Below are 13,660 nucleotides of genomic sequence, written 5' to 3'. Positions count from 1 at the left end.
TGAGCACGTGACCGAGCTCGCGAGGTCACGAATCGACGGAGCACCCAGGGCGCGTGGTTCGACGAGCGCCGGCGAGGAGAGCCACGTGACCCAGCACACACCCGGTCCCGGCTCCGTCGCGCTGATCACCGGGGGCACCGGCGGCTTCGGCCGGGCCCTGGCCGCCAAGCTGAGCGCGGGCGGCGTCACCGTCGTCCTCGCCGACCTCGACGGGGAGCGGGCGCGGGCCACGGCCGCCGAGCTCGGCTGCGGGTTCGCCGTCCTCGACGTCACCGACCGCGGGGCCAACCGGGCCGTCGTCGAGCAGGTGGAGGCCGAGCACGGCCGGCTGGACGCGGTGTTCCTCAACGCCGGCATCGCCGGGTTCGACTCGACGGAGCTGCTGGACGTCGACGGCTTCCTGCGGGTGGTCGACGTCGACCTGTTCGGCGTCGTCTACGGCACCGCGGCCGCGCTGCCGGCGCTGCAGCGGGCCGGCGGCGGCGCGATCGTCGTGACGGCGTCGCTGGCGGGGCTCTCGCCGATGGCCACCGACCCCGGGTACAGCGTGGCCAAGGGCGGGGCGGTGGCGTTCGTCCGCTCGATGGCGCCGCGGCTGACCGCCGAGGGCATCACCATGACCGCCGTCTGCCCGGGCTTCGCCGACACCGCGATCATCGACCCGATCCGCGAGGAGTTCGAGAAGGCCGGCTTCCCGGTGCTCACCGCCGAGGAGGTGGCCGACGCGATGGTCGCGGCCTGGGCGTCGGGGGAGCCCGGTGCGGCCTACATCGTCCAGCCGGGCGTCGGCGCCGTCCCGTACCGGTTCAAGGGCGTGCCCAGCGCGAAGACCGCGACCGGGGAGACCGCCGTCGTCCCGGAGGCGCTGCGCCCGCCGTCGATGCGCTGACCTACTGCGCCGGGCCGGTGGGGCCGGAGCAGGCGAACAGGAACGCCGGCGGCACGTTCCACGGGGAGACCCGGCGCCGCACGGAGGCGAAGCGCCGGCGCAGCTCGCGCTCCATCAGCGGCGAGTACTGGATGACCAGCGTCACGCCCTGCGGGGTCATCGCCTTGGGCAGCACGTCGAGGATGCGGCGGCGCAGGCCCGGCTCCAGCGAGGTGTAGGGCAGCGCCGAGACCACGACGTCGGCCAGGGAGCCGTCCAGGTGGGCGTCGAGGAACTCGGCGGAGTCGCGGACCACGGTCAGCCGGGGGTCGCGGTGGCGCTCGCCGAGCAGCTCGGCCAGCCGCGGGTCGATCTCCAGGGCGATCAGCCGCGCGTCCGGCCCCAGCCGCGCGAGGATCTCGCCGGTCTGCGAGCCCGTGCCGGCGCCGAGCTCCACGACCAGCCGCGCCCCGGGCAGGTCGGCCAGGTCCAGCATGTCGCGCACCGCCCAGCGCGACGTCGGCAGGATCGCCCCGACCTGGCGGGGGTTGGTGACGAAGGCCTGCAGGAAGCGCAGCCGGTCATTCAGGTGGGAGATCATCGACGTCCTTCCCGGCCGCCCGGGGAAACGGCGACCGACGGTCCGCACCCTGTCACGGCCGCGCCGCGGCGGCGAACCGGGCCGCCCGGAACGCGGGTCCCCGGCGCGTCTGGCAGGGTCGCGGGCATGCGTGCATGGCGGGTCCGCGAACTCGGGAGTCCCTCGTCGGTGCTGCGGCTCGAGGACGTCGAGCAGCCCACCCCCGGCGACGGCCAGGTGCTGGTGCGGGTGCGGGCGGCGGCGCTGAACTTCCCCGACATCCTCATGGTCCAGGGGAAGTACCAGGAGCGGCCCCCGCTGCCGTTCACCCCCGGCGTCGAGCTGTGCGGGGAGGTCGTGGACACCGGTCAGCGGGTGATCGGTGGCCCCTCGGGCGGCCCCGGCGCGTTCGCCGAGTACGCCCTCATGGACGCCGACGGCGTGTGGCCCGTGCCCGAGGGGATGTCCGACGAGAAGGCCGCCGCGCTCTACCTGACCTACCAGACCGGGCACGTGGGCCTGCACCGCCGGGCGCACCTGCAGCCGGGGGAGTGGCTGCTGGTGCACGCCGGCGCCGGCGGCGTCGGGTCGGCCGCCATCCAGCTCGGCAAGGCGGCCGGCGCGAAGGTCATCGCCACCGCCGGCGGAGCGCGCAAGGTCGAGGTCTGCCGCGAGCTCGGCGCCGACCACGTCGTGGACTACACCGGCGAGGACTTCGTGGCCGTGGTCAAGGAGGTCACCGGCGGCCACGGCGCCGACGTCGTCTACGACCCGGTCGGCGGCGACGTCTTCGACCGCTCCCGGAAGTGCATCGCCTTCGAGGGGCGGCTGGTGGTGGTGGGCTTCACCAGTGGCCGGATCCCGGAGGCCCCCGCCAACCACGCGCTGGTGAAGAACTACAGCGTCGTCGGCCTGCACTGGGGGCTCTACCGCACCCAGGAGCCGTCGCTGATCGCCAGCACCCACCAGGCGCTGACCGAGCTGGTCCAGAGCGGTCAGGTCGACCCGCTGCTCGGCGACGTGCTGCCGCTGGACCAGGCCCCGCAGGCGCTGGCCCGGCTGGCCGACCGCGGCACCGTCGGCAAGGTCGTGCTCGTCCCCTGAGCGGGGCGCTAGATGTGCGGCTTGGGCAGGTAGGACAACCGCGCCCGCCGGCGCAGGATGGCCTTCCGCGTGCCGTCGGCGTGCAGCTGGAGCCGGGCGAGCTCCCAGCCTCCGACGTCCGACTGCAGGCTCAGCATGGTCGCCGCTGCGGAACGGGACGTACCCGGTGGGATCCGCAGCGGCGCGAACTCGTAATCCCCGGCAACCGCCTCCATCGGCCCGATTGTGCCCGCCGAACGCCTGCAGGGCACGTGTTCGTCGTCTCCCGGACTGCCGGTCGCCCGGGCGGGCGGCAGGATGGGCGGCACCGGCGACCGCACGACGAGAGCGAGGACGACGTGACCGACCCCGGCACCGACGCGACCGACGCCGACCGCGCCGAGCAGCAGGACCTGGTCGATCCGCCCGAGGTGTCCCTCGCCGCCGACGCCACGCCGCCCGCGGGGGACGTGCCCGAGGCCGATGCGCTCGACCAGCAGATCGTGGCCCGGCCGCGGGGGACCGGGGCGCCGCTGCGGCCCGTCGGCGATCGGGAGGCCGACGACGCCGACGTCCTGGAGCAGGAGGCCGACGTGCCCGCGGAGGAGGACCCCGACCTGACCTGACGCCTCCCGGGGCGCGGGTCGCGGTCAGCGGCCCCCGGTGAGCAGCGTGGTCAGCACGTCGGTCCGCGCCGACGTGCGCTCCACCGTCGGGACCGGCGCCGGCGCCACGAACGGCACCTCCTGCTGGCACACGGTGCCCTCGGCCGGGAGGACCACCTCGAGCAGGTAGGTGTCGGCGGCGCCGGTGATGCACGCGGAGTTGCGCAGGTAGGCGGTGTGGTTGTCGCCCTCCATGGTCAGCAGCCGGGCGTTGCCCAGCTGCGCGGTCAGCCGCTGCGCCCACGCGTACGGCGTGGCCGGGTCGTAGGTGGTGCCGATCACCAGCACCGGCGGCGAGGACGCCGGGACGGCGAACGGGCCGTCGAACGCGTCCTCGTCGTGGACCGGCCACAACCCGTAGCTGATCTCGGCGTACCCGCTGTTGACCCAGAAGTGCGGGAAGGACGCCCACGACTCCGCGCCGCGGTCCAGGTAGACCGCCAGGTCGCCCTGCGGGTACTGCTGCTCGGTGGCGCCGATGGTGAAGTAGCGGTCGAGGGTGGGCTCGTACGTGCCGTCCTCCCGCCGCCCGTAGTAGTCGGCCACCAGCGCCCGGACCGCCGAGCCGTCCCCGGCCGCCGCGGCGGCCAGCGCCTGCCCCAGCGCGCCCCAGCGCCGCTTGGAGTACAGCTGGCCCATCGTGGCGACGAGGATGTCGTCCCCGCTGACCGCCCGCGGGTCGGCGGCGTACCCGTCGGCGGGGATGGGGGTGGCGTTGGCCGCCTCGACGAGCCGGTCGTAGGCCAGGTACGGGTCGGTGCCGCCGAAGCCGGAGCACGCCACCTGGTCCACCGCGCACGCCTCGGTGAAGCGGGCCAGGGACTGCTCGAAGCCCGCGGTCTGCTCGGCGATGTTGCTCAGCGGGTCGGAGACGTACTCCTCGGCGTCGACCGCGCCGTCCAGCACGAGAGCGCGGTACCGGTCGGGGAACAGCGCGGCGTAGGTGGCGCCGAGGAAGGTGCCGTAGGAGAAGCCGAGGTAGGTGAGCCGCTCGTCGCCGACGGCGGCGCGCAGCACGTCCATGTCGCGGGCGACGTTGGCCGTCGACACGTGCTCGAGGATCGCGCCGTTGGCCAGGCAGGCGTCCACGTAGCCCTGCGCCTTGGCGACGTAGGCGTCGACGTCGATGTCGAGCGGGGTGGGCACCGGCATCGAGTAGATGCCCTGGGTCTCCTGGTCGACGTGGCAGTCGATCGACGGGGTGCTCTGGCCGACGCCGCGCGGGTCGAACCCGACGACGTCGAACCGCGCGGTCAGCCCGGGCAGGAACGCCGCGCCCACCGCCTGCAGGACGTCCACGCTCGTGCCGCCCGGCCCGCCGAAGTTGAAGAACAGGGAGCCGATGCGGTTGGCCGGGTCGGTGGCCGGCACCCGGGCGACGGCGATCTGCACCTGCTCGCCGGCGGGGTCGTCGTGGTCCAGCGGCAGCGGCGCGGTGGCGCACTGGACACCGGCCGCCCGCCCGGCGTCGGTGGTGCCGCAGTCGGTCCAGGTGAGGGTGGGGGCGACCGGCTCGGCGGCCGGCGCGGGGAGCCCCTGCGCGTCGGCGACGGTGCCGCCGGTTCCCAGGGCGAGGGCCGTGACGACCCCGAGGACGGCGGTGCGGCGGCAGGCGGGTCCGGTCACGGCAGCTCCCTGGTCGGTGTCAGCGGATCGTCCGGAGCGGGACGAGCTCGGTCGCCAGCGTCGTCTGGACGGCCACCGGGGCCGGGGCGGTGAACGGCACCTCCTGGGGGCAGACCGTGCCCTCGGGGGGCAGGGTGAGGCCGACCAGGTAGGCCTCGGTGGCCGCGTCGATGCAGGAGGACTTGCCGCCGTAGGCGGTGTGCCCGTCCCCGTCCATCGTGAGCAGCCGCGCGTTGCCGAGCTGGTCGGTCAGCTGCGCCGCGGCCGCGTACGGGGTGGCCATGTCGTAGGTGGTGCCGATGACGAGTGCGCTCGGGGCGGTGGGGGAGGCGGTGAACGGCCCGCCGAAGGCGTCGGCGTCCGAGTGGGGCCACAGGGCGAAGCCGACCTGGGCGTAGCCGAACGACGCCCAGAAGTGCGGGAAGGCCACCCACTCCTGCGCGCCGCGGCGGAGGTAGGCGTCGACGTCGCGCGGCCACCGCTGCTCACTGGCGGAGATGGCGACGAAGCGGTCCGGGCCGGGGTCGTCCGAGCCGTCCTCGGCCTCCGGGTAGACGGCGACGTCGAAGATCAGCCGCATCGTCGACGCGTCGCCCGCGGCGGCCTGGGCGAGGGCCGCGCCCAGCAGGCCCCAGAGCCGCTTGGCGTACAGCAGGGTCTGGGTGACGTCGCGGATGACGTCCGCGGAGACCGGCTCGGGGTTCGCCGTGTAGCGAGGAGCCGGGATGGGCGTGGCCGCGGCCGTGGCCAGCAGCGCGTCGTACGCGGCCAGCGGGTCGCTGCCGCCGAAGCCGGAGCAGGCCACCTGGTCGGCGGCGCAGGCCGAGGTGAAGCGGTCGAGGGCCCGCTCCAGCGCGGCCTCCTGCGCGGTGGCCGACCCCACCGGGTCGTGGATGTAGGCGGTGGGGTCGATCGCGCCGTCGAGGACGAGGGCGCGGTACCGGTCGGGGAACAGCGTGGCGTAGGTGGCGCCGAGGAAGGTGCCGTAGGAGAAGCCGAGGTAGGTCAGCTGCTCCTCGCCGAGGGCGGCGCGCAGCACGTCCATGTCGCGGGCGACGTTGGCCGTCGACACGTGCTCGAGGATCGCGCCGTTGGCCGCGGTGCACGCGTCGACGTACCGCCGGGCCCGGTCGAGCAGGGCCTGGGGGTCCAGCTCGATGGGCGACAGGAACGGGTGCGCCCAGAGTCCCTCGGTGACCTGGTCGACGTGGCAGTCGATCGCCGGGGTGCTCTGGCCGACGCCGCGGGGGTCGAAGCCGACGACGTCGAAGCGCCGGTTAAGGTCCGCGAAGACGCCGGCGCCGTTGGCCTGCAGGTAGTCGACCGACGCGGCACCGGGCCCGCCGAAGTCGAAGAACAGCGAGCCGATGCGGTTGGCCGGGTCGGTGGCCGGCACGCGGGCGACGGCGATCTGCACCTGCTCCCCGGCGGGGGCGTCGTAGTCCAGCGGCAGCGGCGCGGTGGCGCACTGGACACCGGCCGCCGTCCCAGCCTCGGCGGTGCCGCAGGCGGCCCAGGTGAGGGTGGGGACCACCGGCTCGGTGGCCAGTGGCGGGAGCTCCTCGGCGGCGGCGACGGTGCCGCCGGTGCCGAGGGCGAGGGCGGTGACGACGCCGAGGACGGCGGTGCGACGGCAGGCGCTCACGAGCACGGCAGCCCCCAGGTGGTCCAGGCGCCGCGGGCGGGCCCCGGACTGTGCCCATGGGACACCCGTCGGTCGGCCGGGGGCAACGGTCCGCCGGGGCGTCGCGGCGTGTCTTTCTGAGACCGGCCGGTCCGGAGGTTCCCCTTCCGCCGCAACTGTGGTTAGGCTCGCCTAAGTCCTGTGTCGCAGATCTCGAGGGAGCGTCCATGACGACCAGCCCCGGCCGGAGCCCCGCGCCGCCCGCCGCGCTGGCCGACCCGGCCGAACGGGCCCGCACGGTCGCCTCCCGCCCGGCCGCCGCGCTCTGCGTCCGCGGCCTGGCGCCCGGCCGTCCGCTGGCCCACGCCACCACCCGCGACGGGCGGGTGCTCGTGCTCGTGCCCAGCGCGGGTGAGGTCGCCGCCGCCCTCGCCGGGGAGCCCGACATCACCGCGGTGCTGATGGTCAGCGACCGGGCGCCGGTCCCGCTGCGCGACTCGCTGCGCGCCCAGCTGTGGCTCTCCGGCTGGCTCACCCCGATCGGCCCGGCCGACCAGCGTGACGCCGCGATGGCCTTCGCCGACGTCCGCCCGGTGGGGGCGCTGCTCGACGTCGGCGGCGACGCCACCCTGCTGCGCCTGGACCTCGCCGAGGTGGTGCTGCGCGAGGGCGCCGGCTGCGCCGAGATCGGGCCGCCCGACTACGCCACCGCCCGCCCCGACCCGCTGGCCGGCGTCGAGGCGGCCATGTTGCGCCACCTGGACCGCGACCACCCCGAGGTGATGCGGCTGCTGCGCAGCCGCATCCCGGCCGGCGAGCTGGGCCCGCGCGACGTGGTCCGGCCGCTGGGTGTCGACCGCTTCGGCTACCGGCTGCGCATCGAGCGGCTCACCAGCACCCGCGACCTGCGGATCCCGTTCACCCGGCCGCTGACCTGCGCCGGCCAGCTGCACGCGGCCACCCGGCAGCTGCTGTGCGCGGTCCGCGCCGCGCTCGCCGGCCGCGACTGACGGCCTCCCTGCAGGGCCCGCCGCGAGCGTGCGCGCGGTGGGGGGCAGGGAGGTCCTCCTAGTTCTCGGCCAGCAGCGCCGCCAGCCGCGTGCGCCGCGGCCGGACGTCGACCTGGCTCACCGCCCGGGCCAGGGCCGCGCCGCTGGCGTGCACGATCGACAGGTGCCGCTGGGCGCGGGTCAGCGCGGTGTAGACCAGCGGCCGCGAGAGCATCCCCCCGGCCTCCGGCGGCAGGACGACGACCACGCCGGCCCACTCCGACCCCTGCGCGCGGTGCACGGTGATCGCCCAGCCGTGCCGCAGGTCGCTCATCGCCGAGCCGCTGACCGTGACCGGCCCGGAGGCGAAGTCGACGTCCAGCGTGCCGTCGCCGGTGCCGGTGACCACGCCGACCTCGCCGTTGGCGAACCCGATCGGCTCGAGGTCCAGGTGGTTGGCGGTGGCCACCACCCGGTCGCCGACGTCGAAGCCCCACACCGTGCCGTCGCCGGGGTTCAGCTTCGCCTTGAGCGCCTTGTTCAGCTCGATGGTGCCGGCCGGCCCGCGGTGCACCGGGGTGACAACCTGCACCGTCGCCGGGTCGATGCCCAGCGCCCGGGGGATCGAGTCGGTGACCAGCTGCACCACCCGCCTGGCCGCCTCCGCGCTGCCGGTCGCCGGGACGACGACGACCTCGCGGTCGGGTGAGTCCACCGGCGGCAGCTCCCCGGCCCGGACGGCGTTGGCCAGCCGGGCGATCGCGCCGCCCTCGGCCTGCCGGTAGAGGGTGGTCAGCTCGACGACCGGGACGACGCCGGAGTCGATCAGGTCGCCCAGCACGTGGCCGGGCCCGATCGAGGGCAGCTGCGCGGGGTCGCCGACCAGCAGCAGGTGGGTGCCGTCCTGGCAGGCCTCCAGCAGCGCCGCGGTCAGCTCGACGTCCAGCATCGAGGCCTCGTCGACCACGACGACGTCGGCGTCCAGCGGCCACTCCTCGTTGCGGGCGAACCCGCCGGAGGTGCCCTGGGCGCCGAGCAGCCGGTGCACGGTGACCGCCGGGTGGTCGGTGAGCTCCTCCAGCCGCTTGGCCGCGCGCCCGGTGGGGGCGGCCAGCGCGACCTCGCTGCCCTTGGCCCGCAGCAGGGACACCACCGCCGCGACGGTGCGGCTCTTGCCGGTGCCGGGCCCGCCGGTGAGCAGCGAGACGCCGGCGCCGAGCACCTGGGCGACGGCCTTCTTCTGCGCCTCGTCCAGCCCCTTGGCCACCGACCTGACGGCGGCGGGGTCGGCGATCCGCTCCGCGGTGGCGGCCAGCCGGGCGACGTTCTCCGCGACCGCCTCCTCGGCCATGCCGTAGCGGGCCAGCGACAGGGTGCGCAGCGCCGGATCGGGCTCGGGCAGCTCGTCGGGATCGGCGTCCTCGTCGACGTCCGGCTCCGGGGGTTCGTGCTCCAGCACGTCGCCCGACTCCACGGCGGCGACGATCGCCGCCGCCGGGTCGGCGACCTGCTCGGCGCGCAGCGCCGCGACCACCAGGTCGGCGGGCAGCACGGTGTGCCCGTCGCGGGTCGCCGTCCGCAGGGTCATCGCCACGATCGCCCGGCCGCGGCGGGTGTCCTGCCGGTCCGCGCCGGGCAGGACGGCGATCGCCAGCCGGTCGGCGTCGGTGAGGGTGACCCCGGGCAGGCTCAGCAGCGCCCACGGATCGTCGCGCAGCCGGCGGGCGGCGTCGGTGCCCAGGGCGTCGGCGGCGGTGGCGGCCAGCCTCGCCTCCAGGCCCGCGCCGACCAGCAGCGCCACCACCTCGTAGGTGGGCTGCGCGGACAGGAAGCCGGAGAACAGCCGCTCGGCGCGCTGCCGCCCGACGCGGGGCAGCTTGAGCAGCCGGTCGGCGGTGACGTCGTCGGGGGAGGTGATGCCCGCGGCGGGGAGCTCGGCCGCGGCCCGTTTGCCCAGGCCCGGCCACAGCCCGGCCGCGCAGAACGCGGCGAAGACGGGGTCGGTGGCCACGGCCGGCGGGGTCATCGCCGCTCCGGGTAGCCGAAGTAGGGCGCGGAGACGTCCTCCAGCGCGGTGCGGATCGCGGCCGGCAGCCGCACCGCCTCGGCGTCCAGCGAGGCCTGCAGCTGCTGGGCGGTGCGCGCCCCGACCACCGGCGCGGTGACGCCGGGCCGGTCCCGCACCCAGGCCAGCGCGACGGCCAGCGGGCTGGTGCCCAGCCCGTCGGCGGCGGTGATCACGGCCTCGACGATGCGGTCGGCGGTGGCGCTGCGCAGCCCGTCGATGAAGCCCTGCCACTGCGGGGAGGCGCCCCGGGACTCCGGCGGCGTGGTGTGCCGGTACTTGCCGGTGAGCAGCCCCCGGCCCAGCGGCGACCAGGCCAGCACGCCCAGGCCCAGCGCCTCGGCGGCCGGCACCACCTCGCGCTCCACCCCGCGCTGCAGCAGCGAGTACTCCACCTGGGTGCTCACCACCGGCACCCGGCCCGGCCAGGCCCGCTGCCAGGTCGCGGCCTGGGCGGTCTGCCAGCCGGTGAAGTTGCTGATCCCGACGTAGCGCACCCGCCCGGAGGAGACGGCGGTGTCGCAGGCGGCCAGGGTCTCCTCGACCGGCGTCGTCTCGTCCCAGGCGTGCAGCTGCCACAGGTCCACGTGGTCCAGGCCCAGCCGGTCCAGGGAGGCGTCGAGGGCGGCGAGCAGGTGCCCCCGGGAGGCGCCGCGCCCCATCGGCCCGGGCGCGGTGCGCCCCACGGCCTTGGTGGCGACCAGCACGTCCGAGCGGGGGACGACGTCGGCCAGCAGCCGGCCCAGGGTGCGCTCGCTCTCGCCGTCGCAGTAGACGTCGGCGGTGTCGACCAGGGTGCCGCCGGCGTCGACGAACGCCGTCAGCTGCATGGCGGCCTCGTCCTCGTCGGTGTCCCGGCCCCAGGTCATGGTGCCCAGCGCCAGGCGGGAGACGACCAGGCCGCTGCGCCCCAGCGCGCGTTGTTCCACGGGGGGCCAACCTACCGGCGCCCCGGGCCAGAAGCCGGGGACCGGCCGGGTCGGTGGACGGCGCGCCGGGCTGTGGACGGCGCCACACCGGAGCGGCGCCCGGGCACCGGCACGCGCCGCGCCTAGGCTGGCCTCCCGTGCTCCGCAGAACCGCCCCCGCCCGCCGCCGCAGCCCCGCCGCCCGCCGGGGGATGAGCGCCCGATGAGCTGGATCGAAGCCGTCGTCCTCGGCCTGGTGCAGGGCCTCACCGAGTTCCTGCCGATCTCCTCCAGCGCGCACCTGCGCGTGGTGGGGGAGGCCTTCGGCTGGGGCGACCCCGGCGCGGCGTTCACCGCCATCACCCAGATCGGCACCGAGGCCGCGGTGCTGCTCTACTTCCGCCGCGACATCGGCCGGATCATCGCCGCCTGGGTGCGCTCGCTGGGCGACCGGTCGATGCGCCGCGACCCCGACGCCCGCATGGGCTGGCTGATCATCGTGGGCAGCCTGCCGATCGTCGTCCTCGGGCTGCTGTTCCAGGACGACATCGAGACCACCTTCCGCAGCCTGTGGATCGTCGCCGTCGCGCTGATCGCCTTCTCCCTGATCCTGTTCTGGGCCGACCGGGTGGGCTCGAAGAAGCGGGAGCTGGACAAGCTCACCGTCGGGCACGGCATCGCCTTCGGGTTCGCCCAGGCGATGGCGCTGGTCCCCGGCGTCTCCCGCTCCGGCGGCACGATCACGATGGGGCTGTTCCTCGGCTACTCGCGCTCGGCCGCGGCCCGCTACTCGTTCCTGCTGGCCGTGCCCGCCGTCCTCGGGTCCGGCTTCTTCCAGGCATACGAGGCGCTGACCGGCGACGTCGAGGGCGAGACGGTGTCGTGGGGCCCGACGATCCTCGCCACCGTGCTCGCCTTCGGGGTGGGCTGGACCGTCATCGCCTGGCTGCTGCGCTACCTGGACCGCGGCAGCTTCACGCCGTTCGTCGTCTACCGGGTGCTGCTGGGCGGGCTGCTGCTGGTCCTGCTCGGCACGGGGGTCCTCGCCGCCTCCTGACGCCCGCAGCGGTCGACGGGGGGAGCGCGGCGGACCGGCCCCCTAGGCTGCGGCGTCGTGACCACGGTCCTCCTCCTGCGCCACGGCCGGTCGACGGCCAACACCGGTGGCGTGCTCGCCGGCTGGACCCCCGGCGTGCAGCTCGACGAGACGGGGCAGGCGCAGGCCCGCGCGGTGGGGGAGCGGCTGGCCCCCGTGCCGCTGGCCGCCGTGGTCAGCAGCCCCCTGGAGCGCTGCCGGCAGACCGCCGCCGCCGTCCTCGACGGCCGCGACCTGGAGCTGCAGACCGACGACCGGCTCGGCGAGGCCCGCTACGGCGACTGGACCGGCCGCCAGCTCAAGGACCTGGTCAAGGAACCCATGTGGAAGGTCGTGCAGCAGCACCCCTCCGCCGCGGTGTTCCCCGGTCCCGAGGGGGAGGGGCTGGCGCAGACCCAGGCCCGCGCCGTCGCCGCCGTCCGGGCCTGGAACGCCACCCTCGGGCCGGACGCGGTCTGGCTGGCCTGCAGCCACGGCGACGTCATCAAGGCCGTCCTCGCCGACGCTCTCGGCCTGCACCTGGACCAGTTCCAGCGGATCGTCGTCGACCCCGCCTCGATCTCGGTGGTCACCTACACCGAGACCCGACCGTTCGTCGTCCGCATGAACGACACCGGTGGGGACGTCGCCGCGCTCGTCCCGCCGAAGAGGAAGGGACGGCGCCGGAAGAAGGCCGACTCCGACGCCGTCGTCGGCGGCGGGGCCGGCGCGACCGTGTGACCTGGGTGTCTCGGGCTCGCCCCGGACGCCCGTCCGCGTAACCTGGGGCCCGTGCCGCGCCAGGTCCATCTCTTCGACCGCCCCTCCCGGTTCGTCGCGGGCACGGTCGGGCAGCCCGGCGACCGCACCTTCTACCTGCAGGCCGCGGACTCCGCCGGCCGCGTCGTCAGCGTCGCGCTGGAGAAGACCCAGGTGCAGGTGCTCGCCGACCGGATGAACGAGCTGCTCGACGAGGTCGCCACCCGTCCGGGCACCGTCGTCCCGCCCGATGCCGAGGTCGACGACCTCGAGCCGCTCACCGCGCCGGTCGACGAGGAGTTCCGCGTCGCCGCCATGGGCCTGGCCTGGGACGGCGAGGCGCAGGCCGTCGTCGTCGAGGCCGTGGCCGCCGGCGAGGAGCCGGTCGACGAGGACGCCATCCTCTCCGACAGCGAGGAGGGGCCCGACGCGCTGCGGGTCACCATCACCCCCGCCGCCGCCCGCGCGTTCGTCGTCCGCGCCCGCCGGGTGATCGCCGCGGGCCGCCCGTCCTGCCCGCTGTGCTCCCTGCCGCTGGACCCCAGCGGGCACGTGTGCCCGCGGCAGAACGGCTACCGCCGCTGAGCCCCGGCCGCCCCACCCCATGACCGAACGCCCCGCCGACCCGGCGTCGGACCTGCGCGCCCCGGCCGGGGACGACGAGGCCCGCGCGCTGCTCCTCGACGGCGAGATCGACCTCGAGGGCCGGATGCTCGACGCCAGCAACGTGACCCTGGTCGGCGCCATCCGCACCGGCGAGCTCGAGGCCGAGTGCGTGTACAAGCCGATCGCCGGCGAGCGCCCGCTGTGGGACTTCCCCGACGGCACCCTCGCCGGCCGGGAGATCGCCGCCGCGCTGGTCTCCGAGGCCACCGGCTGGCGCGTCGTGCCCCCCACGGTGCTCCGCGACGGCCCGTTCGGCCCGGGCATGGTCCAGCTGTGGATCGACGGCGACCCCGACGTCGACCTCGCCGCGTTCGTCCGCTCCGACCACCCCGGGCTGCGGCGGATGGCGGTGTTCGACGCCGTCGTCAACAACGCCGACCGCAAGGGCGGGCACATCATCCCCACGCTCGACGGCCACGTGTACGGCGTCGACCACGGCATCTGCTTCTCCGTCGACCCCAAGCTGCGCACCCTGCTGTGGCGCTGGGCCGGCCAGCCGCTGCCGGCCGAGGCGGTCGAGGTGCTGGAGCGGCTCTCCGCCGACCTGCTCGGCGACCTGGGCGAGCAGCTGCACGAGCACCTCACCCGCCGCGAGGTGCGCCGCACCCAGCAGCGCGTCGCCGAGCTGCTGCGCACCGGCCGGCACCCGCAGCCCAGCGGCGACTGGCCGGCGCTGCCCTGGCCGCCCTTCTGAGCCGATTGCCTCCGCGAGATCGGCGACGTGGTGGCCATCAGCGCCAGATGGCCACCAC

14 protein-coding genes are annotated in these 13,660 nt (G+C 75.7%); 8 read left to right on the top strand and 6 right to left on the bottom strand.

Annotated features, from left to right (window positions below; translation table 11 throughout):
- Positions 1 to 85 precede the first annotated feature (85 nt).
- Complete coding sequence (locus ACI784_RS18445) at positions 86 to 889, top strand: SDR family oxidoreductase (RefSeq protein ID WP_457014447.1); 804 nt, start codon at positions 86 to 88, stop codon at positions 887 to 889.
- Position 890: 1 nt separating this feature from the next.
- Here the strand turns inward: ACI784_RS18445 and ACI784_RS18440 are convergent, their stop codons facing one another.
- Positions 891 to 1,469: a class I SAM-dependent methyltransferase gene (locus ACI784_RS18440; RefSeq protein ID WP_456924686.1), complete on the bottom strand. Its 579-nt coding sequence runs from the start codon at positions 1,467 to 1,469 to the stop codon at positions 891 to 893.
- Between the two features lie 126 nt (positions 1,470 to 1,595).
- Between ACI784_RS18440 and ACI784_RS18435 the strand changes: the two genes are divergently transcribed.
- Positions 1,596 to 2,552 carry an NADPH:quinone oxidoreductase family protein gene (locus ACI784_RS18435; protein WP_457014446.1) on the top strand — a complete coding sequence of 319 codons (957 nt, stop codon included), beginning with the start codon at positions 1,596 to 1,598 and terminating at the stop codon, positions 2,550 to 2,552.
- A gap of 8 nt (positions 2,553 to 2,560) precedes the next feature.
- Here ACI784_RS18435 and ACI784_RS18430 read toward each other — a convergent pair whose 3' ends face one another.
- A complete protein-coding gene (locus ACI784_RS18430) occupies positions 2,561 to 2,767 on the bottom strand; it encodes a DUF5703 family protein (protein ID WP_097206678.1) in 207 nt (68 codons plus the stop codon).
- A 123-nt stretch (positions 2,768 to 2,890) separates the two neighbouring features.
- Here ACI784_RS18430 and ACI784_RS18425 point away from each other — a divergent pair, with 123 nt between their 5' ends.
- Positions 2,891 to 3,157, top strand: a complete 267-nt coding sequence (locus ACI784_RS18425) for a hypothetical protein (protein WP_456924684.1) — start codon at positions 2,891 to 2,893, stop codon at positions 3,155 to 3,157.
- 24 nt (positions 3,158 to 3,181) lie between these two features.
- Here ACI784_RS18425 and ACI784_RS18420 read toward each other — a convergent pair whose 3' ends face one another.
- Entirely contained in the window at positions 3,182 to 4,822 is a 1,641-nt protein-coding gene (locus tag ACI784_RS18420) for an alpha/beta fold hydrolase (protein WP_457014445.1), read from the bottom strand.
- Between the two features lie 19 nt (positions 4,823 to 4,841).
- On the bottom strand, positions 4,842 to 6,467 hold the full coding sequence (locus ACI784_RS18415) for an alpha/beta hydrolase (RefSeq protein ID WP_457014444.1): 1,626 nt from the start codon (positions 6,465 to 6,467) through the stop codon (positions 4,842 to 4,844).
- A gap of 206 nt (positions 6,468 to 6,673) precedes the next feature.
- Between ACI784_RS18415 and ACI784_RS18410 the strand changes: the two genes are divergently transcribed.
- Positions 6,674 to 7,456 carry a DUF2470 domain-containing protein gene (locus ACI784_RS18410; RefSeq protein WP_457014443.1) on the top strand — a complete coding sequence of 261 codons (783 nt, stop codon included), beginning with the start codon at positions 6,674 to 6,676 and terminating at the stop codon, positions 7,454 to 7,456.
- A gap of 58 nt (positions 7,457 to 7,514) precedes the next feature.
- Here ACI784_RS18410 and ACI784_RS18405 read toward each other — a convergent pair whose 3' ends face one another.
- Together ACI784_RS18405 and ACI784_RS18400 are read right to left on the bottom strand one after the other, a co-directional pair.
- Positions 7,515 to 9,461 (bottom strand): AAA family ATPase, encoded by a 1,947-nt coding sequence (locus tag ACI784_RS18405; protein WP_457014442.1) that lies wholly within the window; start codon positions 9,459 to 9,461, stop codon positions 7,515 to 7,517.
- Positions 9,458 to 10,429: an aldo/keto reductase gene (locus ACI784_RS18400; protein WP_457014441.1), complete on the bottom strand. Its 972-nt coding sequence runs from the start codon at positions 10,427 to 10,429 to the stop codon at positions 9,458 to 9,460. Before ACI784_RS18400 ends, ACI784_RS18405 begins: the two co-directional genes overlap by 4 nt.
- 202 nt (positions 10,430 to 10,631) lie before the next feature.
- On the opposite strand from ACI784_RS18400, the gene ACI784_RS18395 reads away from it, so the two are divergent.
- From ACI784_RS18395 to ACI784_RS18380, 4 genes are read left to right on the top strand one after another with little or no spacing between them, the layout of a single operon-like run.
- The gene (locus ACI784_RS18395; RefSeq protein WP_457014440.1) at positions 10,632 to 11,465 is read left to right on the top strand and encodes an undecaprenyl-diphosphate phosphatase; all 834 of its coding nucleotides are present in this window, start codon (positions 10,632 to 10,634) and stop codon (positions 11,463 to 11,465) included.
- Between the two features lie 57 nt (positions 11,466 to 11,522).
- Positions 11,523 to 12,224, top strand: coding sequence for a histidine phosphatase family protein (locus ACI784_RS18390; RefSeq protein ID WP_457014439.1), 702 nt, complete (start codon positions 11,523 to 11,525; stop codon positions 12,222 to 12,224).
- Positions 12,225 to 12,275: 51 nt separating this feature from the next.
- Positions 12,276 to 12,827, top strand: a complete 552-nt coding sequence (locus tag ACI784_RS18385; RefSeq protein ID WP_456924676.1) for a DUF3090 family protein — start codon at positions 12,276 to 12,278, stop codon at positions 12,825 to 12,827.
- A 19-nt stretch (positions 12,828 to 12,846) separates the two neighbouring features.
- Positions 12,847 to 13,602, top strand: a complete 756-nt coding sequence (locus ACI784_RS18380; protein WP_456924675.1) for an SCO1664 family protein — start codon at positions 12,847 to 12,849, stop codon at positions 13,600 to 13,602.
- Positions 13,603 to 13,660: the final 58 nt, after the last annotated feature.

The organism is Geodermatophilus sp. SYSU D01186, assembly GCF_054050215.1.
Note: the sequence above shows the minus strand (reverse complement) of the source record. Positions and strands in the feature narration are given on the sequence as shown.

Excerpts from the sequence above, each read along its gene's own strand:
- ACI784_RS18440 (WP_456924686.1), bottom strand. The coding sequence starts at position 1,469 with ATGATCTCCCACCTGAATGACCGGCTGCGCTTCCTGCAGGCCTTCGTC.
- ACI784_RS18435 (WP_457014446.1), top strand. The coding sequence starts at position 1,596 with ATGCGTGCATGGCGGGTCCGCGAACTCGGGAGTCCCTCGTCGGTGCTG.
- ACI784_RS18430 (WP_097206678.1), bottom strand. The coding sequence starts at position 2,767 with ATGGAGGCGGTTGCCGGGGATTACGAGTTCGCGCCGCTGCGGATCCCA.
- ACI784_RS18410 (WP_457014443.1), top strand. The coding sequence starts at position 6,674 with ATGACGACCAGCCCCGGCCGGAGCCCCGCGCCGCCCGCCGCGCTGGCC.
- ACI784_RS18405 (WP_457014442.1), bottom strand. The coding sequence starts at position 9,461 with ATGACCCCGCCGGCCGTGGCCACCGACCCCGTCTTCGCCGCGTTCTGC.
- ACI784_RS18395 (WP_457014440.1), top strand. The coding sequence starts at position 10,632 with ATGAGCTGGATCGAAGCCGTCGTCCTCGGCCTGGTGCAGGGCCTCACC.
- ACI784_RS18380 (WP_456924675.1), top strand. The coding sequence starts at position 12,847 with ATGACCGAACGCCCCGCCGACCCGGCGTCGGACCTGCGCGCCCCGGCC.